Origin of the sequence: Mycolicibacterium vulneris, from assembly GCF_002104765.1 — a bacterium.
Lineage (GTDB): Bacteria > Actinomycetota > Actinomycetes > Mycobacteriales > Mycobacteriaceae > Mycobacterium > Mycobacterium vulneris.
In genome coordinates this window covers 65,999-82,642 of sequence record NZ_NCXM01000014.1, presented here as the reverse complement: position 1 = coordinate 82,642, position 16,644 = coordinate 65,999, and the positions used below count along the sequence as shown (strand labels likewise).

20 protein-coding genes are annotated in these 16,644 nt (G+C 66.7%); 11 read left to right on the top strand and 9 right to left on the bottom strand.

The annotated features are described in order from the left end of the window. Nucleotides 1–89: 89 nt before the first annotated feature. Nucleotides 90–791, bottom strand: a complete 702-nt coding sequence (locus B8W69_RS15250; protein ID WP_085290619.1) for a GAF and ANTAR domain-containing protein — start codon at nucleotides 789–791, stop codon at nucleotides 90–92. A gap of 50 nt (nucleotides 792–841) precedes the next feature. After that, nucleotides 842–1,936 carry a F420-dependent hydroxymycolic acid dehydrogenase gene (locus tag B8W69_RS15245; protein ID WP_085290618.1) on the bottom strand — a complete coding sequence of 365 codons (1,095 nt, stop codon included), beginning with the start codon at nucleotides 1,934–1,936 and terminating at the stop codon, nucleotides 842–844. A gap of 51 nt (nucleotides 1,937–1,987) precedes the next feature. On the opposite strand from B8W69_RS15245, the gene B8W69_RS15240 reads away from it, so the two are divergent. Further along, nucleotides 1,988–2,593 carry a GNAT family N-acetyltransferase gene (locus B8W69_RS15240; RefSeq protein ID WP_085290617.1) on the top strand — a complete coding sequence of 202 codons (606 nt, stop codon included), beginning with the start codon at nucleotides 1,988–1,990 and terminating at the stop codon, nucleotides 2,591–2,593. Between the two features lie 64 nt (nucleotides 2,594–2,657). Beyond that, the gene (locus B8W69_RS15235) at nucleotides 2,658–3,011 is read left to right on the top strand and encodes a hypothetical protein (RefSeq protein ID WP_085290616.1); all 354 of its coding nucleotides are present in this window, start codon (nucleotides 2,658–2,660) and stop codon (nucleotides 3,009–3,011) included. Nucleotides 3,012–3,045: 34 nt separating this feature from the next. Here the strand turns inward: B8W69_RS15235 and B8W69_RS15230 are convergent, their stop codons facing one another. Next, on the bottom strand, nucleotides 3,046–3,720 hold the full coding sequence (locus B8W69_RS15230) for a TetR family transcriptional regulator (RefSeq protein ID WP_085290615.1): 675 nt from the start codon (nucleotides 3,718–3,720) through the stop codon (nucleotides 3,046–3,048). A 70-nt stretch (nucleotides 3,721–3,790) separates the two neighbouring features. Here B8W69_RS15230 and B8W69_RS15225 point away from each other — a divergent pair, with 70 nt between their 5' ends. From B8W69_RS15225 to B8W69_RS15210, 4 genes are read left to right on the top strand one after another with little or no spacing between them, the layout of a single operon-like run. Continuing rightward, a complete protein-coding gene (locus tag B8W69_RS15225; RefSeq protein WP_085290614.1) occupies nucleotides 3,791–4,894 on the top strand; it encodes a ferredoxin reductase in 1,104 nt (367 codons plus the stop codon). A gap of 42 nt (nucleotides 4,895–4,936) precedes the next feature. Beyond that, on the top strand, nucleotides 4,937–6,052 hold the full coding sequence (locus tag B8W69_RS15220; protein ID WP_085290613.1) for a fatty acid desaturase family protein: 1,116 nt from the start codon (nucleotides 4,937–4,939) through the stop codon (nucleotides 6,050–6,052). A 44-nt stretch (nucleotides 6,053–6,096) separates the two neighbouring features. Then, nucleotides 6,097–6,621 (top strand): SRPBCC family protein, encoded by a 525-nt coding sequence (locus tag B8W69_RS15215; protein ID WP_181447409.1) that lies wholly within the window; start codon nucleotides 6,097–6,099, stop codon nucleotides 6,619–6,621. Next, on the top strand, nucleotides 6,621–7,670 hold the full coding sequence (locus B8W69_RS15210) for an LLM class flavin-dependent oxidoreductase (RefSeq protein ID WP_085290611.1): 1,050 nt from the start codon (nucleotides 6,621–6,623) through the stop codon (nucleotides 7,668–7,670). The genes B8W69_RS15215 and B8W69_RS15210 overlap by 1 nt, the downstream gene beginning before the upstream one ends. Here B8W69_RS15210 and B8W69_RS15205 read toward each other — a convergent pair. Together B8W69_RS15205 and B8W69_RS15200 are read right to left on the bottom strand one after the other, a co-directional pair. Continuing rightward, nucleotides 7,667–8,770 (bottom strand): DUF1214 domain-containing protein, encoded by a 1,104-nt coding sequence (locus B8W69_RS15205; protein WP_085290610.1) that lies wholly within the window; start codon nucleotides 8,768–8,770, stop codon nucleotides 7,667–7,669. The genes B8W69_RS15210 and B8W69_RS15205 overlap by 4 nt on opposite strands. Further along, the gene (locus tag B8W69_RS15200; RefSeq protein ID WP_085290609.1) at nucleotides 8,767–9,342 is read right to left on the bottom strand and encodes a TetR/AcrR family transcriptional regulator; all 576 of its coding nucleotides are present in this window, start codon (nucleotides 9,340–9,342) and stop codon (nucleotides 8,767–8,769) included. The genes B8W69_RS15205 and B8W69_RS15200 overlap by 4 nt, the downstream gene beginning before the upstream one ends. A 28-nt stretch (nucleotides 9,343–9,370) precedes the next feature. Between B8W69_RS15200 and B8W69_RS15195 the strand changes: the two genes are divergently transcribed. Continuing rightward, on the top strand, nucleotides 9,371–10,600 hold the full coding sequence (locus B8W69_RS15195; protein ID WP_085290608.1) for a sulfotransferase family protein: 1,230 nt from the start codon (nucleotides 9,371–9,373) through the stop codon (nucleotides 10,598–10,600). 29 nt (nucleotides 10,601–10,629) lie between these two features. Beyond that, nucleotides 10,630–11,517, top strand: a complete 888-nt coding sequence (locus tag B8W69_RS15190) for an alpha/beta fold hydrolase (protein ID WP_085290607.1) — start codon at nucleotides 10,630–10,632, stop codon at nucleotides 11,515–11,517. Nucleotides 11,518–11,545: 28 nt separating this feature from the next. Here B8W69_RS15190 and B8W69_RS15185 read toward each other — a convergent pair whose 3' ends face one another. Together B8W69_RS15185 and B8W69_RS15180 are read right to left on the bottom strand one after the other, a co-directional pair. Beyond that, nucleotides 11,546–11,758 (bottom strand): TOBE domain-containing protein, encoded by a 213-nt coding sequence (locus B8W69_RS15185; protein ID WP_085290606.1) that lies wholly within the window; start codon nucleotides 11,756–11,758, stop codon nucleotides 11,546–11,548. Nucleotides 11,759–11,863: 105 nt separating this feature from the next. Continuing rightward, nucleotides 11,864–12,481 (bottom strand): TetR/AcrR family transcriptional regulator, encoded by a 618-nt coding sequence (locus tag B8W69_RS15180; RefSeq protein WP_085290605.1) that lies wholly within the window; start codon nucleotides 12,479–12,481, stop codon nucleotides 11,864–11,866. A 142-nt stretch (nucleotides 12,482–12,623) separates the two neighbouring features. On the opposite strand from B8W69_RS15180, the gene B8W69_RS15175 reads away from it, so the two are divergent. Continuing rightward, a complete protein-coding gene (locus tag B8W69_RS15175; RefSeq protein ID WP_085290681.1) occupies nucleotides 12,624–13,940 on the top strand; it encodes a cytochrome P450 in 1,317 nt (438 codons plus the stop codon). Nucleotides 13,941–13,948: 8 nt separating this feature from the next. Here B8W69_RS15175 and B8W69_RS32250 read toward each other — a convergent pair whose 3' ends face one another. Further along, on the bottom strand, nucleotides 13,949–14,179 hold the full coding sequence (locus B8W69_RS32250) for a helix-turn-helix domain-containing protein (protein WP_439330617.1): 231 nt from the start codon (nucleotides 14,177–14,179) through the stop codon (nucleotides 13,949–13,951). A 318-nt stretch (nucleotides 14,180–14,497) separates the two neighbouring features. Continuing rightward, nucleotides 14,498–15,010 carry a peptide-methionine (S)-S-oxide reductase MsrA gene (gene msrA, locus B8W69_RS15165; RefSeq protein ID WP_085290603.1) on the bottom strand — a complete coding sequence of 171 codons (513 nt, stop codon included), beginning with the start codon at nucleotides 15,008–15,010 and terminating at the stop codon, nucleotides 14,498–14,500. A gap of 75 nt (nucleotides 15,011–15,085) precedes the next feature. On the opposite strand from msrA, the gene B8W69_RS15160 reads away from it, so the two are divergent. Together B8W69_RS15160 and B8W69_RS15155 are read left to right on the top strand one after the other, a co-directional pair. Continuing rightward, nucleotides 15,086–15,592: a nuclear transport factor 2 family protein gene (locus tag B8W69_RS15160; protein ID WP_085290602.1), complete on the top strand. Its 507-nt coding sequence runs from the start codon at nucleotides 15,086–15,088 to the stop codon at nucleotides 15,590–15,592. Next, nucleotides 15,589–16,608 carry an NAD-dependent epimerase/dehydratase family protein gene (locus B8W69_RS15155; protein ID WP_085290601.1) on the top strand — a complete coding sequence of 340 codons (1,020 nt, stop codon included), beginning with the start codon at nucleotides 15,589–15,591 and terminating at the stop codon, nucleotides 16,606–16,608. The genes B8W69_RS15160 and B8W69_RS15155 overlap by 4 nt, the downstream gene beginning before the upstream one ends. Nucleotides 16,609–16,644 lie beyond the last annotated feature (36 nt).

The window sequence follows — 16,644 nt, the reverse complement described above, 5'->3', positions numbered from 1 at the left end:
AACCAATCCCCGGCGCAACGCCGCGCCGGACTCGTTGATGAAGCCATCCCATCCTAGAGCGGGGCGTTCACCCCGGTTCCGGCAAGGACCTATTCGTGCTCGCCGCGGGTGTCGATGATCCGTTCGGCGATGTCGACCAGTTTCATCTGGTTCTCCTGCGAGAGCATCCGGAGCAAGTCGAAGGCCCGCACATCGTCTACGCCGAAGCGTTCCATGATGATGCCCTTGGCCTGACCGATCCGGTCTCGCGTCGACACCGCCGAATACAGTTGTTCCGCGTGGCTTCCCGCCAATATCGCCGCGGCGGCGTGCGCGGCGAACACCGATCCGATGGTCTCGGCTTCGGTGTTCCACACGTTGGCTTGATAGCCGAACAGGTTCAGTGCGCCGGCGGTGCGGTCCGCGGTGTACAGCTTGAACGACATGCTGCTGAGCACACCGAGCTCCACCGCCGCGGGCGCGTACTTGGGCCAGCGCGGCTCTGTGCGCAGGTCATCGCTGCGCACGATCGTCTCCTGCAGGGCGGCCTCGGCGCAGGGCCCCTCACCGAAGTCGTGCTGCAGCTTGTCGAGCTGCGCGGCCAGGCCGTTGGTGTCGCCCAGCGATTCGAACTCGCCGCCCTTTTTCACCAACAGCACGCCCGCGACGTCGGCGCCCGGTATCACCTCCACCGCCATCTCGGTAACCTCGGCCAGCACCTGCTCGAGACGGCGCGGCGCGGCGATCCCGCGGGCGAGCTCGGCCATCCGCACGGCCAGTTCGTGGCGGGAGCCCGGGTCTGAAACATCCATAGGACCCCGATTGTGCATGATCTGCCCACGGTGCGTAACCCACGCGGCGTTCAGTGCAACTCCGGCAAGACGTTGGCGCGGTAGAACTCGACGGCCACGGCAGGGTCGTCCTGGGGAAAGTGCAGGAACGGGACCGCGCCCGCGTCCAGCACCCGTTGCACGGCCGCGATGTGCGGGGCCGAGTCGGTACCGACTGTCCAGCCGGCCAGCACCTTGTCGATGGGGTTGGCCTCGGCCGCGCGCTGGATCTCGACGGGATTAGGCTGATCGACCGCTCCGGCCGTGAAACGCCACAGCGTGGCGGCCCGAGTGGCCTCGGCGTTGTCGCCGACGACCGCGAACAGTTCGGCGCGCTTGCCCAGCGTGCCAGCGTCACGGCCCGCGGCTTGTGCACCGGCGGCGAAGGCCGCCAACAGTTTTGGGTTCGTGACATCGCGGGCCTGGGTGATCCAGCCATCCCCGCGCTGTCCGGCGAGCTTCACGCTCTTCGGGCCGGCGGCGGCCACGAAGATCGGTGGCGGCGTGGGCGGAACGTCGTACAGCTTCAGCGAGTTCGTCTGAAAATAGCGGCCGGAGAACGAGATTCGCGCGCCACTCCACAGTTGGCGGATCAGGTCGATCGCTTCGGCCAGCCGGTCGTGGCGCTCGGTGTAGTTGCCGTAGGTGTTGGTGGTGGCCTCTTCATTGAGGCGCTCGCCGGTGCCCACCCCCAGAAACACCCTGCCGGGATTGAGTATCGCCAGGGAAGCGAACGCCTGGGCGACCGTGGCGGGGTGATACCGGTAGGTCGGACACGTGACCCCGGTGCCGAACGAGATGTGGCTGGTGCCGCTGCCCACTAGCGCCAGCGTCAGCCAGGGAAACATCGCATGGCCTTCGTCGTCCTGCCACGGCTGGATGTGGTCGCTGGCCCACACGTAGTGAAAGCCCGCCCGCTCGGCCGCCTGAGCCTGTGCGACGAGCTGATCGGTGCGGAACTGCTCGTGGGAGAGCACAAATCCCACGCCCTTGCCCGCCGGTGGCGGACCGCTGGACTTGCCATGGTCGCCGGCCGGTTTCGCGCATCCGTCGGCCACCCCGATGGACCCGAGCATGCCCGCACCGGCTGCCATCCGCCCGAACGCTCGCCGCGAGATGCTCGTCACCGGATGGGCATACCCGTCCCACCGGGCCTCACACGCACTAGCGTGTTGCGGATGACCCCGCAGGTCCGGCCGGCAGTCAAAGGCGATGTCCGCGCGCTGTCGCGAACGCTGGCGCGCGCGTTCTACGACGATCCGGTGATGATCTGGTTGATTCCCGATCAGGACAAGCGGACCGCGCACCTGACCCGCCTGTTCGCGACGATGACGCGCCACCACCACCTGTCCCGCGGGGGCGCGGAGGTGGGCTGTGCGGACGCGGGTATCGGCGCTGCGGCGTTGTGGGATCCGCCCGAGCAGTGGCAGGAGACGTCGCGCGCGCAGCTGGCGATGACACCGGCCTTCATCCGGGTGTTCGGCCTGCGCTCGATGCGTGGACGCGCGATCCAGGACTTGATGAAGAGCGTGCATCCTGCCGAACCGCACTGGTATCTGGCCGTTATCGGCAGCGATCCGGACGTCCGTGGCAAGGGTTTCGGTCAGGCGTTGATGAGGTCGCGACTGGACCGCTGCGACGCCGAGTACTGCCCGGCCTATCTGGAGTCTAGCAAGCCCGAAAACGTGCCCTACTATGAGCGATTCGGCTTCACGGTCACCCGCGAGATCGCCCTGCCGGACGGTGGTCCGACCCTGTGGGCCATGTGGCGCCCGCCGCGTTAGCGGATAGCCGGAATGACGCCCTGTCCGGGTTTAACCCCCCGATGGCGCGGGCAACCGTTTTGGCATGAGCGATAACCGCCAGGCGGACGAGCTGGTGGATCCGGCGGACTTCCCCGAAGATGGCGGCCCGGGTGACACCCTGAACGCGAGCGAAGGTACCGACTCGGACGAGCTGCGCAACGACGACGGCGACATCGTCGTCGACCCCCCTGAGGACTGGAGCGAGGCCAACAAGTTCGGCGTGACGGCCAGGGAGGAGCGCGAGGGCGAGTCCCTCGACGCCCGGTTGGCTGCCGAGGAGCCAGACGTCCCCGATGCCATCGAGCCGGTCGACGACAAACCCCGCCGCGCCCATCGCGGCCAGATCGACGGCACCCCCGAGGACGGCGACTCGCTGTACGACGTCGTCGACGAGTAAGTCAGTGCGCGGCTGTTTACTGCAGCCCAACCACTCAGGGTGTGCTTCGCCAGCCGGCGATGCCGGTCGCGATCATCCTCAGCTGCTTGACGGCGAGCCGGCGGATGTCTTCGGTCGCCTCGACGCTCTGCGAATCCTCGATGGCCTCCGCGATCACGATCATGGCGTTGACGAACAGGGTCGCCAACACGTTGAGGTCCTCGGTGGTCCACTTGTTCAGCCCGGGGAATCGCGCCAGGTCGGTAGCAAGCTCGGAGGTGATCAGCCGGATCTCGGTGCGAATGGCGTACCGCAGCACCGACAAGCCGCTGTTGCGCTCGCGACCGATGAGCCGCCAGTGTTCGCGCCTGTCGGCGACGCTGGCGACCAGGATCTCGACGGACGACTCGATCACCCGGTTCGGGTCGAGCTTGCCGGCACGGGCATCACGCAGGGTGTCACGCAGGCTCCGGAACGACTCGTCGATCAAGACCAGGCCGAGGGCCTCCATCGATTCGAAATGCCGGTAGAACGCCGCCGGAACGATCCCGACCTCGCGGGTCACCTCGCGCAGGCTCAGGCTGGAGAAGCTGCGGTCCTGCAACAGCTTGAGCGCTGCCGCGATGATGGCCCGGCGGGTCGCCTCCTTGCGCTCCTCACGCGATTGGTTATCGCGCGAGCGTTCGCGGCCAGAGCCGCGCCCGCGTGAGCTAGGAGTACGGCTGTTCACTGTGTGAACCCTACCACAGCCAGGCAGTAAACCCTTGACTGCACGGGTGTTGCGGTCGCACAGTGTACATATGTTCACTCAATCCGCTCAAGCTTCTGGCCGAGTCCTAGCGCGGACCCTTCGGCAACGCGTGTTGGGTTCGGAGCTCCTAGACCTGTTGACCGGTCCACACGGCGTCGACCGCTACACCGAGCTGGTGGCGCCGACCTGGACGCTGGGCGAAGCCCGCGCCAAAGTGACCGACGTGCGCCGGAGCACTCCGCGCAGTGTCACCCTGGCCCTGATCCCCAACGACGCCTTCCTGTCCGCCCACAGCCTGAAGGCCGGCCAGTACGTCAACCTCACCGTCGAGATCGACGGCCGCCGGCACACCCGCTGCTATTCGCCCGCCAATGCCGAAGGGACGGCCGGCCTCGAGTTGACCATCGGCCGACACGAGGGCGGCCTGGTCTCGAACTATCTATACGAACACGCCCACCGCGGCATGGTGGTCGGTCTGACCGGCACCGGCGGCGACTTCACGTTGCCGGCGCGCGGATCGCAAAGCCCGCAGCGCATCCTCTTCATTTCCGGGGGTAGCGGTATCACCCCCGTGCTGTCGATGGCGCGAACCCTGGTCGCCCAGGGCCATCCGGGCGAGATCGCATTCATCCACTACGCCCGCACGCCCGCCGAGGCGTGCTACCGCCACGAGCTGGCCGCGATGGCCCCGGTGCGGGTGCTGCACGGCTATACCCGATCCGACGACGGCGACCTCACCGGGCGGTTCGGCCCGGAGCACCTGGCCGCCGCGATGCCGTCCCCCGATGCGGTATTCGTCTGCGGTCCAACGCCTCTGGTGGAGGCGGTCCAGTCGTATTGCGACAACGTGTACACCGAGAGCTTCGTGCCGCCGGTCTTCGATGCGCCGGCTAAACCGTCGGGCGGACGAGTCACGTTCGCCGACAGCGGAGTTGACATCGTCGATGACGGGCGGTCGCTGCTGGAGCAGGCTGAGTCGGCGGGCCTGACGCCCGAGAACGGATGCCGGATGGGCATCTGCCACACCTGCACGCGGCGCAAAACCGCCGGCACCGTGCGCAACCTGGTCACCGGTGCGGTCTCGACCGCTCCCGATGAGGACGTGCAGATCTGCGTGTCCGTTCCGGTCGGTGACGTGGACCTGTCGCTGTAGCGATAAGCCGGCACAGCTCAGAAAAGACTTGGAGGACAAGCAATGCCGAACGACAAGATCACCCTGACACCCGAACAGGCCGACGCATTCGGCCGGGAACTCGACGCCATCAAGGAACGCGTTATGGCAGAACTCGGCGAGAAGGACGCCGACTACATCCGCCGCGTCATCAAGACGCAGCGTGCGCTGGAAGTCGGTGGCCGGGCGCTGTTGTTCGCCGGGTTCCTGCCACCGGCTTGGCTGGCCGGCACCACGATGCTGGGCCTGTCGAAGATCCTGGACAACATGGAGATCGGCCACAACATCATGCACGGCCAGTACGACTGGATGCGCGACCCGGCCATCTCCGGGCGCACCTTCGAGTGGGACACCGCGTGCCCGGCCGATCAATGGCGGCACTCGCACAACTACATGCACCACACCCACACCAACATCGTGGGGATGGACCGCGACATCGGCTACGGAATTCTGCGGATGAGCGAGGACCAGCGCTGGCAGCCATACTTCCTCGGCAACCCGATCTACGCCTTCCTGCTGATGGTGTTGTTCCAGTACGGGGTCGCATTGCACGAGCTGGAAACCGAGCGCATCCGCTCCGGTGAGATCCGGCTCGAGGACAAACGCGAAGTCCTTCGGGCCATCTGGAAGAAGACCCGCCGCCAGACCCTCAAGGACTACGTCGCCTTCCCGCTGCTGGCGGGGCCCGTCGCGCCGTTTGTCTTCACCGGCAACCTCACCGCCAACCTGATGCGCAACGTGTGGTCGTACATGATCATCTTCTGCGGCCACTTTCCAGACGGCACACAGGAATTCACCGTCGAGGAGACCAAGGACGAGTCGCGCGGCATGTGGTACTTCCGCCAGGTGCTCGGCTCGGCAAACCTCACCGGCGGCAAGCTCTTTCACCTGCTCTCCGGCAACCTGTCGCACCAGATCGAGCACCACCTGTTCCCGGACATGCCGGCCCGCCGGTACTCCGACGTCGCGGCCGAGGTACAGGAGATCTGCGAACGCTACGGCATCCCGTACAACCGCGGTCCGCTGCTGCGCCAGTTCGGCACCGTCGTCCGCAAGATCGTCCGGCTGACCTTCCCGGACACCTGGGTGCAGAAGGCCGGCGCTGAGAGGTCGCCCGAGCCCGAGCCGGTCGCCGCGTAAATCCACGCGGCCGGGGCATTGCCTCGCGCCGGGACAGGGGGACAATGAGGTCCGTGGAATGGACCGGCGCGCGCTATGCGGATACCCCGACAGTGGAAGCTTCGACGTGGATCGACGCCGACCCGGCCCGGGTCTGGAGCCTGGTCTCCGATATCGCGCTGATGCCCGCGTTCAGCAGCGAGTTGAAGGCCGTGGAATGGGCGGAGGGATCGGACGGCCCCCGGGTCGGCGCGCGCTTCGTCGGACACAACGAGCACGACGCATTCGGGCAGTGGAGCAGCACCTCGCAGATCGTCGTCTGCGATCAGCCGCACGAATTCACCTGGGCCGTTGGCGAACCCGACGATCCCGCGGCTATGTGGCGATTCCGGCTGACCCCCCGCGACGGCGGCACCCTGCTGAACTACTGGATGCAAATGGGGCCGGGGCGCTCGGGCCTGTCGGTGGCCCTCGAGGCGATGCCCGATAAGGAACAGAAGATCGTGTTCGTGCGGCTGCGCGAATTCGAGGGCGCGATCGGAAAGACCCTGGCGGCGATCAAACGGCTGGCCGAACACGGAGTGCATTGATGCGGACCGCCACGACGGTCGAGCTCTCCGGTACCGGGAGCGAGGCCGCTGAGGTCGTGGCGTTGGCCGTCGAGGCGGAGAAGCTGGGTCTCGATATGTGCTGGGTGGCCGAGGCGTGGGGCGCGGATGCGCCGTCGGCACTGGGCTATCTGGCAGCCCGCACCGAGCGGATGCTGCTGGGTTCCGGTGTCCTGCAGGTCGGCACCCGCTCGCCGGTGATGGTCGCCCAGACCGCGATCACGCTCTGCAACCTGTCGAACGGGCGATTCCTGCTCGGGTTGGGTGCCTCTGGCCCGCAGGTGATCGAGGGCCTGCACGGCGCCTCGTTCAGCCGACCGCTGGCGCGCGTCTCCGAGACGATCGACGTTGTGCGGCAGGCGTTTACGGGCAGGAAAATCGCTTATGCCGGTGCGGAATTCAAGATTCCTCGGCCCGGCGGCGAGGCGGTGCCCATGCGCTTGTCGAACCGTCCCGAGCACCCCATTCCGGTGTACCTGGCCGCCCTGTCACCGGCGATGCTGCGGTTGACCGGACGGGTTGCCGACGGCTGGCTGGGCACCAGCTTCGTCCCCGAGGGCTCCGGCGATGCCTACTTCTCGCACCTCGACGACGGGCTGGCCGCCGCGAACCGTACCCGCGCCGACATCGACATCTGTCAGGGTGCCGAAGTCGCCTTTGCCGCAGACGAAGACGAGCTGCGGGGCATGGTCGAGGGTCGTAAAAAAGAGCTGGCCTTCAGCCTCGGCGGCATGGGATCGTCGAGCACGAATTTTTACAACCGGGCCTACAGCCGGCAGGGCTGGGCCGACGTTGCCGCCGCGGTGCGCGAGCGCTGGCAGCGCGGCGACCGCGACGGGGCGGCGGGCCTGGTGACCGATGAGATGGTGTTGGCCACAACGCTCATCGGGACCGAGGAGATGGTCTCCGCGCGCCTGGCGGTGTGGCGCGACGCCGGCGTGAACACCGTGCGGCTGTATCCCGCGGGCGCGACGCTGGAGGCCAAGCTGGAGACGCTGGGCCGGGCGATCGAACTGGTCCGCCAGACCTAACTCACGTCGGTAAGAGCGTCGGCCGCCTTGACGAGTCGCACCTCGGGCCGCTGCGGCACGCCATCGGCAAGGAACCACCGAAATGCCAGGTTGCCGCGCGGATAGCCCAGCGTGGTAAGCGAATTCGGGTGTGCCGTCTTGCCGGCGGACAATACGACCGTGACGGAGCCGTCGCTGTTGAGGGCGGCGCTGTGGCCGTTGAGGGAGCACCGGGCGTCCTCCGGGCCGACCGTCGCCATGAACTGGTTCCAGACCACCAGGTTCCAGAACCTGCACGACGGCGGCCGGTGCGTGATCACCAGCGCCTCGTCCTCGTCGAGCACGAAGCTGCCGTAGGAGTAGCAGGCGTCGCGCGCCGACCAGCCGAAGTTGGCGTCGGGCACCTGATAGGGTTCGGCGAAAGCGTTGGCGGCATGGGCGGTTTCGTGACCCAGAGCATGCTGCTCGTCCACCCGGTTCCCAACCGCCAGCGGCACGATGGCGAACATGGTCCGCAACCACCTGGCGGCCGCGCGCAGGCTCGCCGCGGTCTCGGCGTCACCGTGCCGGACCGGGTCGGGCTCGTCGAGTGCCTCGATGTGCCAGGTCACCGGGCGGCCGGTCAGGGGGTCGGCCTGATAGTCACGGGTCATCAGCACCGCCGCGTCCGGCGTGGCGGGGAACTCGAAGCTGAAGTTGCCGTCGGCGTCGATGTCGAGATCGGTGTCCCGGACTATCGACACGACCCGGTCCGACCACGCGCCGGGCGAGGGCTCGTTGTAGGCCGTCACCGAGAAGTACACGCTGTCGCCCTTGTTCCCGCTGATTCGGTACCGGCGCGCAGGATCGATCGGGCAGATGAAGTAGTAGGCATCGGTGTTGTCGCCACCCCACCGGCGGTCCCGGCGAAACGGGGTGTTCACCGCGACGAACTGCGGCCGGCCCGGCTCGGGAAACAGGTAGGTGTCCAGGGCCACGCCCAGGGTGGCGGCCAGCATGCGGTAGCCGTCGGCGACGTGTCGGTCGTCGGTGACCGCACGGTCACCCTCGAGGAATGAATGGCCCAGCTCGCCAAGGGTTTTCAGCAGGTCCAGCCACGCCTCGGTCGATCGGTGCGTCATGCGCTGATTCCTTTCAGGAGCAATGCGGTGGTGCGGTCGACCCAGGTGTCGTCGAGCTCGTCGGGGCGGGTGAGCAGGCCCATCAGCGTGATGCCGGCGATGGCCTCGGTGAGCTCGGAGGCGGTCACGCCGGAGCGGACCTCGCCGCGGGCCGCGGCCCGCTGCAGGAGTTCGGTGAGCCCGCCACCGATGACGTCGGCGAACCGCTCCAGCAGCGCCGAGTGCAGGGTCGGGTCCGCCGCCATCTCGGCGACCAGTCCAGGCAGCGCCGCCCGGGCGGGCGGTGTGCTCAGGAAAGCCATTGAGCGACTGACCATTTCGTGTAGATCCTCGGGCAGCGACCCGGTATCCGGAAGCTCCGTCGCGGCGCCGATCGGGAACACCGCCTCGTGGACGAGGTGCGCCTTGCTCGGCCAGCGCCGGTAGATGGCGGGCTTGCTGGTGCCGGCGCGCTCGGCGATTGCGGAGACCAACAGCGAGGCGTAGCCCGTCTCGGCGAGAAGCTCGACGGTGGCGCTGAGCACCGCACCGTCGATACGCGGATCACGAGGTCGACCAAAATCTACTACCATTACGAAACCCAGAGTAACATAAGTCGCCGTGAACGTTCGCCTCGACGACCTTGCCCAGCCCCAATTCAGTGCCGAGGGTCAGCAGATTCTCGACATGATGGCCACGATGGCCCCGCATTGCCCATTGGATGCCGGCGCGTTGCACGCCCAGGCCAGGGTCGACACCGGCCTGGACGATTTCGGTCCCGATGACTACCGCGAGCGACTCGACGTCTACCTCGCCGCGTTGCGCGAGATCGACGGGTTGCACGACGCCGGAGTGGTCAACTTTTATGGGCAACTGCTGCAGATCCTCAAGAACCGCCTGCTGTTGACCGACCTGCTGAACCGCCATCCCGAGATCAACGGGATCGAACTGCGCTCGCCGGTGGTCATCGCCGGCCTGCCCCGCACCGGCACCACGCACCTGCACAACCTGCTTGCCGCGCCGCCGACGTTCCGCACCATGCCGTACTGGGAAAGCAACGAGCCGTTCCCGACGCCGAATGAAGTTGGCGTGCAACCGGATCCGCGGCGAACCCGGATGGATGTCGCGGTCGGCGTGATCAACATGGTGATGCCGCATTTCCCGCTCATGCACGAGATGACCACCGACCATGTCCACGAAGAGATCCAGCTGCTGGCCAACGATGTGTCCACGATGCTGCTGGAGACGCTCGCCGACGTGCCCCGCTGGCGTGACTACTACCAGGCTCACGATCAGACGCCGCATTACCAATACCTGGCCACTCAGCTCCGGGCGATGCAGTTCCTGCGCGGCGGACGGCGCTGGCTGCTCAAATCGCCTCAGCATCTCGAGCAGGTGCCCGTCCTGAATCGGGTGTTCCCCGACAGCATCGTCGTGTTCACCCACCGCGACCCGGTGCCGGTGGCGCTGTCGATAATCGCAATGATCACCTACTCCGCCCGCATGCACCGCTCGCCGGTGCCGGTGGAGCAGATCGCCAACTCGTGGATCGACCGCCTCGACCAGATGCTCACCGCGCTGATCCGCGACCGCGACACCATCGGTCCGGACCGCTCGATCGACGTCCGGTTCGACGACTTCATGGCGGACGAGCTCGGCGTCGCCGAGCGGGTATACGCACTGGCGGGCGAACCGTTCACCGATGAGGCGCGCACGGCCGTCGGCGACTACCTCGCGGGCCACCGGCGCGGGCGACTGGGCAATGTCGAGACGTCCTACGAGATGTTCGGGCTGGACGAGGGCAACCTGCGCGAGCGCTTCGCACCGTATGTCGAGCGGTTTCTGGCCTAAGCCTTTCCGAGCCGCTACGTTCTGAATCCATGGTCACTATGCCCGCGCTGGACGGTGTGGAACACAGGTACGTCGATCTCGGAAACGGCGTGACGATCCACGTCGCGGACGCCGGGCCGGCGAGCGGGCCCGCGGTGATGTTGGTGCACGGCTTCCCGCAGAACTGGTGGGAATGGCACGAGCTGATCGGGCCGCTGGCCGCTGACGGCTACCGGGTGCTGTGTCCGGACCTGCGCGGCTCAGGCTGGAGTTCGGCGCCACGGACCAGCTACACCAAGGACGAGATGGCCGACGATCTGGCCGGGGTGCTGGACCGCTTGGGCGTCGCGACGGTCAAGCTGGTGGCCCACGACTGGGGCGGACCGGTCGCGTTCATCATGATGCTGCGCCATCCGGAGCGGGTGACCGGGTTCTTCGGCGTAAATACCGTTGCGCCGTGGGTGAAGCCGAGCCTGTCGACGCTGCGCAATATCTGGCGGTTCTGGTACCAGATCCCGATTTCGCTGCCGGTCATCGGCCCGAGGGTGATCAGCGATCCCGACTCCCGGTTCGTCCGAATGCTCGGGTCATGGGTCGGTGGTGGTTACACCCTGCCCGAGGCCGACACCCGCATGTACATCGAGTGCATGCAACAGCCCGGCCACGCGGAGGCGGGTTCGCGGTGGTACCGAAGCTTCCAAACCAAAGAGATGCGCAAATGGATGCGTGGCCAGTACAACGATGCTCGCGTCGACGTCCCGGTGCGCTGGCTGACAGGAACGAAAGATCCGGTGATCACGGCGGACCTCACCGACGGATATGCCGACCACATCGATGATTTCGAGGTCGAGCTGGTCGACGGCGTCGGCCATTGGATCGTCGACCAGCGTCCCGATCTGGTCTTGGACCGGGTCCGCGCTTTTCTCGCCGAAACATGAACCAGGTCAGTGCTTTTCGGTGCCGGCCCTAGTCGACGCCGATGGTGACCTCGGTCGATTTGATCAACACGGTCGCAGTCTGCCCGACCTTGAGGCCGAGGTCGATCGCGGCATCCTTGGTGACCGACGACGTGACGACCTGATCGCCGCCGTCGAGCGTCACCTTCACCACGGCCATCACGGCGCCGAGTTCGACCTCGGTGATGGTCCCCCTGAGCTGGTTTCGCGTCGAGAGCCGCATCGCAGGATCCTCCAAGTCGGAACGGGTGGGTCTGCGGTGAGCCTAACCCCACCGGGCCAGGGCCGGAATGGCTTGTGAGGCTTTCACTTACGTGGACGTGCGGACCTAACGGCGCGGGCCGAGCAGGGCTACGGATGCATCCACGGCCGGTTCCACGATTTCTCGGACCGGTTTACCGTCTTCGACCGCAAGTGCGGTCAGCTCCCGCAGGCCGCCCAGCAGGATCACGGCCAACGGTGCCGTCAACGGGGGTAGCTCGGCGCGCCGGAACCCGGGACTGGCACTGAGGTCGATCAGCAGGCTGGTCAGCAACTGCAGCCCGCGGCGCTGGACCGGGCGAGCGGCCGCACCCAGCGAGGGCAGTTCGCGGATCCAGCTCAACGTGATGGCCGGCCGGGCCTCGATGTATCCGACATAGGCCTCGACGGCCTGGCGGATCTGCACGTGCCAATCGGCCTCGGGATCGACCGAGGTCTCGATCTTGGCGCCCAGTTTCTCGATGTCGACGGCCAGCAATTCGAGAAAGCACTCTTCCTTGCCGGCGAAGTGGTCGTAGAAGGTCCGCTTGGACGTGCGCGCGGAGCGGACGACGTCGGCGACCGTGCTGGCGCGGTAGCCGCGCTCGGTGATCGAGGTGGCGAGGCCGTCGAGCAGCCGTTGCCGAAAAGGATCCGGCTCGGCGGGAGTATCGCCCGCGGCCGCGTCGGCGGCGGGCGCTGTCACCGCTGGTGTCACGCGGGCGCCCCTTTCGGTGTGTGCGGCACCTTGTCAGGCTTGGTACTTCAGAGTACCGTACTCGGAAGATGCTGCGGTACATCGCCGTACCACCCCGGTCCCGGGGCAGATGTTGGGAGAAGCCGTCGTCATGAGCCAGCAAGTCGCCGCCCCCTCGACCGAGGTCCACTTGCCTCCTGTGGCCCGAGCCCCGAAGCTGTTGCAGGGCATGGGCTTTGCCATGTCGCGACGAATGATGATGCGACGACTGTCACGCCGTTACGGCAGCGTCTTCACGCTGTGCCTGCCGATGTGGGGGCCCGTCATTATGGTCAGTGACCCACAGCTGGCCAAGCAGATCTTCACCACCAGCCCAGACGAACTCGGCAACATCCAGCCCAATTTGAGCAGGCTGTTCGGCTCCGGCTCGGTATTCGGACTCGAGGGTGACGCCCATCGCCGCCGGCGACGGCTGCTGGCGCCGCCATTTCACGGCAAGAGCATGAAGAACTACGAGAGCATCATCGAAGAAGAGACACTGCGCGAGATGGCGGGCTGGCCGGAGGACAGGTCATTCGCGACGTTGCCGCCGATGATGCGAATCACGCTCAACGCAATCCTGCGCGCGGTTTTCGGCGCGGAAGGCGCCGAGCTCGACGAGCTGCGCCGGCTCATCCCGCCGTGGGTCACCCTGGGCTCACGCCTTGCGGCGCTGCCGAAGCCGAAGCGCTATCCCCGGTTCGGCCCGTGGGGCCGGCTGGACAAGTGGCGGCGCCAATACGACAACGTCATCGAGAAGCTGATCGCCGCGGAGCGGGCCGACCCGGACTTCAGCGAGCGGACCGACGTGCTCGCGCTGCTGCTGCGCAGCACCTACGACGACGGTGCGGCCATGTCACACAGGGAGATTGGCGACGAGCTCCTGGCCCTGCTGGCCGCCGGGCACGAAACCACCGCATCCACGCTGGCATGGGCATTCGAACGCATCAGCCGGCACCCTGACCTACTCAACGCGCTTGTCGAGGAGGCCGACAACGGCGGAAACGAGCTGCGCCAGGCGACGATCCTGGAGGTCCAACGGGCCAGGACTGTCATCGATTTCGCCGGTCGCCACGTCTACCCCGAAACCTTCCGGCTCGGCGAATGGGTGATCCCACGCGGCTATTCGATCATCGTCGGCATCGCGCAGATACACGACAACCCCGACGTGTTCCCTGATCCCGGGCGGTTCGACCCGCAACGTTTCATCGACACGAAACCGTCTGCGCTGTCGTGGATTCCGTTCGGCGGCGGGACCCGTCGCTGTGTAGGGGCGGCGTTCGCCAACATGGAGATGGACGTCGTGCTTCGGACGGTGTTGGGTCGCTTGACGATCGAGACGACGGACGTGCCCGGCGAGCGGTGGCACTGCCGCGGGGTGGCCTTCACCCCGAAGGACGGCGGCCGGATCGTGGTGCGCCGGCGCTGAACTCGGCGCTAGGGTTCCGGTTTTGCCGCGCGGCGGGTGGTTTCCAGCGCGATACACAGTTCCGCCGCGACGCGCGGTTCGGTGACCAGACGTCCCGTCCGCTGCTCGACCTCGCGCAGCCGTTGGCGCACCGTGTTGGGGTGAACGTACAGGGCCCGTGCGGCACGCTCGGCCGAACCCCCATGGTCGAACCACGCCTCAAGCGTGTCGAGCAGCGCCTCTCGTTCCTGCTCCGGCAACGCGTCGCCCCTGCAACGAAATGCGCAGTGTGTCAATGTCTGCTCGGTCGGTCCCGGATTGCCGAACACCGTCGTCAATCCCAAGGAGCGCAGCAGATCGTAGGTGACATCCCAGGCGGTGGGTGAAGACGACATGAGCCCAAGTTCCCTTAGCGAGCGGACTTTTCACGCACATGAAAAACGCACCCGCGCTGGTGCGCACTGCATCCGATGGGTTAGGTCTTCCGCCTGCCGGATCGCGATGTCGATGTTGTCAGCGACATCGTTTCGGGCCGTTAACGGTGGCGCCGCACAGTGTCGGTGAGGAACCCGGCGTCGCTAATGGCCCGCAGCCGCCCGGCGCGGCAGTTTCCAGCCCGGGCGGATGAAGTGACAGGTGTAACCGTTGGGATAGTGCTGCAGGTAGTCCTGGTGTTCGGGCTCGGCTTCCCAGAACTCGCCGGCCGGGCTGACCTCGGTCACCACCTTGCCGGGCCACAGGCCGGACGCCTCGACGTCGGCGATCGTGTTTAGCGCGATCCGCTTCTGCTCGTCGTCGAGATAGAAGATGGCCGACCGGTAACTGGGTCCCCGGTCGTTGCCCTGCCGGTCTTTCGTTGTCGGATCGTGGATCTGGAAGAAGAACTCCAGCATCGTGCGGTAGTCGGTGACCGCCGGGTCATAGACGATCTCGATCGCCTCGGCGTGGGTACCGTGGTTGCGGTATGTCGCATTGGGGACGTCGCCGCCGGTGTAACCGACCCGGGTCGAAACCACGCCCGGCTGCTTGCGGATCAGTTCCTGCATCCCCCAAAAGCAACCGCCGGCGAGAATCGCTTTCTGGTTGGTCATCGTTTCGTCCTCCTCACCGGCAACAATGACGCCAGGTTACACTCCGCCGATGAGCTGCAACGGGGCCGCGAAATCATGAGCACGCCAGAGTTCTCGCGTAGCGAACTGGCCGCCGCCTTCGAGAAATTCGAAGCGACCGTCGATGCGGCCGCGCAATCGCAGGACTGGGACGCGTGGGTCCAGCACTACACACCCGACGTCGTGTACATCGAGCACGCAGCCGGCACCATGCACGGCCGCGACGAGGTCCGCGAGTGGATCAGCAAGACGATGGGCAGCTTTCCCGGCAGCCACATGGTCGCGTTCCCGTCGCTGTGGTCGGTGATCGATGAGCCCACCGGGCGCATCATCATGGAACTCGACAACCCGATGCGCGATCCCGGCGACGGCACCGTCATCAGCGCGACGAACATCTCGATCATCACCTACGCCGGCGACGGCCTGTGGCGCCAGCAGGAAGACATCTACAACCCGCTGCGCTTCGTGCAGGCCACGTTGAAGTGGTGCCGTAAGGCGCAGGAACTCGGCACGCTCGATGAGGACGCCGCACGTTTCATGGAGCAGTACGGAGGCGCCCAGTGAGCACCACACCCAAACTGGTTATCGGCGCCAACGGTTTTCTGGGTTCGCATGTGACCCGTCAACTTGTTGCGGGCGGCCACCAGGTGCGGGCCATGGTCCGCGAGGGCGCGAACACCCGCTCGATCGACGACCTCGAGCTCACCCGCTTTCACGGTGACGTGTTCGACAAGGCCACGGTGCAAGAGGCGATGGACGGTGTCGACGACGTCTACTACTGCGTGGTGGACACCCGCGCCTGGCTGCGCGATACCGCGCCGCTGTTTCGCACCAACGTCGAAGGGCTGCGCAACGTTCTCGACGTGGCCGTCGCGCAACCCGACCTGCGCCGGTTCATCTTCACCAGCACCTACGCGACCGTGGGCCGGCGCCACGGACACGTCGCGACCGAAGAGGACATCGTCGGCACCCGTGGGTTGTCGGACTACGTCCAGTCCCGGGTCCAGGCCGAGAACCTGGTGATGCGCTACGTGGCCGAGGCCGGCCTGCCCGCGGTGGCGATGTGCGTGTCGACGACGTACGGCAGCGGCGACTGGGGCCGTACCCCGCACGGCGCATTCATCGCCGGCGCGGTCTTCGGCAAGCTGCCGTTCACGATGGAGGGCATCCAACTCGAAGTCGTCGGTGTCACCGACGCCGCCCGGGCGATGATCCTGGCCGCCGAACACGGGCGCATCGGCGAGCGGTACCTGATCTCCGAGCGGATGATCGCGTTGAAAGAGGTGGTCCGGATCGCGGCCGACGAGGCCGGTGTGCCGGCGCCGCGGCGCTCGATCTCCGTCCCGGTGCTGTATGCGATGGGCGCGCTGGGCAACCTGCGGGCGCGCCTCACCGGCAAGGACGCTGAACTCAGCCTCGCGTCGGTGCGCATGATGCGGGCCGAAGCGCCCGTCGACCACAGCAAGGCCGTCCACGAATTGGGCTGGCAGCCGCGCCCGGTCGAGGAATCCATCCGCGAGGCGGCCCGGTTCTGGGCCGCGATGCGAGATGCCAAAGGCAGGAGCACAACTCCAGGCTGAACACCACGCCGTCCGCTGTTCAGGACGCGGCGCGGG

Coding starts and splice junctions, on each gene's coding strand:
- B8W69_RS15250 (WP_085290619.1), bottom strand. CDS start 791: ATGGATGTTTCAGACCCGGGCTCCCGCCACGAACTGGCCGTGCGGATG.
- B8W69_RS15240 (WP_085290617.1), top strand. CDS start 1,988: ATGACCCCGCAGGTCCGGCCGGCAGTCAAAGGCGATGTCCGCGCGCTG.
- B8W69_RS15235 (WP_085290616.1), top strand. CDS start 2,658: ATGAGCGATAACCGCCAGGCGGACGAGCTGGTGGATCCGGCGGACTTC.
- B8W69_RS15225 (WP_085290614.1), top strand. CDS start 3,791: ATGTTCACTCAATCCGCTCAAGCTTCTGGCCGAGTCCTAGCGCGGACC.
- B8W69_RS15220 (WP_085290613.1), top strand. CDS start 4,937: ATGCCGAACGACAAGATCACCCTGACACCCGAACAGGCCGACGCATTC.
- B8W69_RS15215 (WP_181447409.1), top strand. CDS start 6,097: ATGAGGTCCGTGGAATGGACCGGCGCGCGCTATGCGGATACCCCGACA.
- B8W69_RS15210 (WP_085290611.1), top strand. CDS start 6,621: ATGCGGACCGCCACGACGGTCGAGCTCTCCGGTACCGGGAGCGAGGCC.
- B8W69_RS15205 (WP_085290610.1), bottom strand. CDS start 8,770: ATGACGCACCGATCGACCGAGGCGTGGCTGGACCTGCTGAAAACCCTT.
- B8W69_RS15200 (WP_085290609.1), bottom strand. CDS start 9,342: ATGGTAGTAGATTTTGGTCGACCTCGTGATCCGCGTATCGACGGTGCG.
- B8W69_RS15190 (WP_085290607.1), top strand. CDS start 10,630: ATGGTCACTATGCCCGCGCTGGACGGTGTGGAACACAGGTACGTCGAT.
- B8W69_RS15185 (WP_085290606.1), bottom strand. CDS start 11,758: ATGCGGCTCTCGACGCGAAACCAGCTCAGGGGGACCATCACCGAGGTC.
- B8W69_RS15175 (WP_085290681.1), top strand. CDS start 12,624: ATGAGCCAGCAAGTCGCCGCCCCCTCGACCGAGGTCCACTTGCCTCCT.
- msrA (WP_085290603.1), bottom strand. CDS start 15,010: ATGACCAACCAGAAAGCGATTCTCGCCGGCGGTTGCTTTTGGGGGATG.
- B8W69_RS15160 (WP_085290602.1), top strand. CDS start 15,086: ATGAGCACGCCAGAGTTCTCGCGTAGCGAACTGGCCGCCGCCTTCGAG.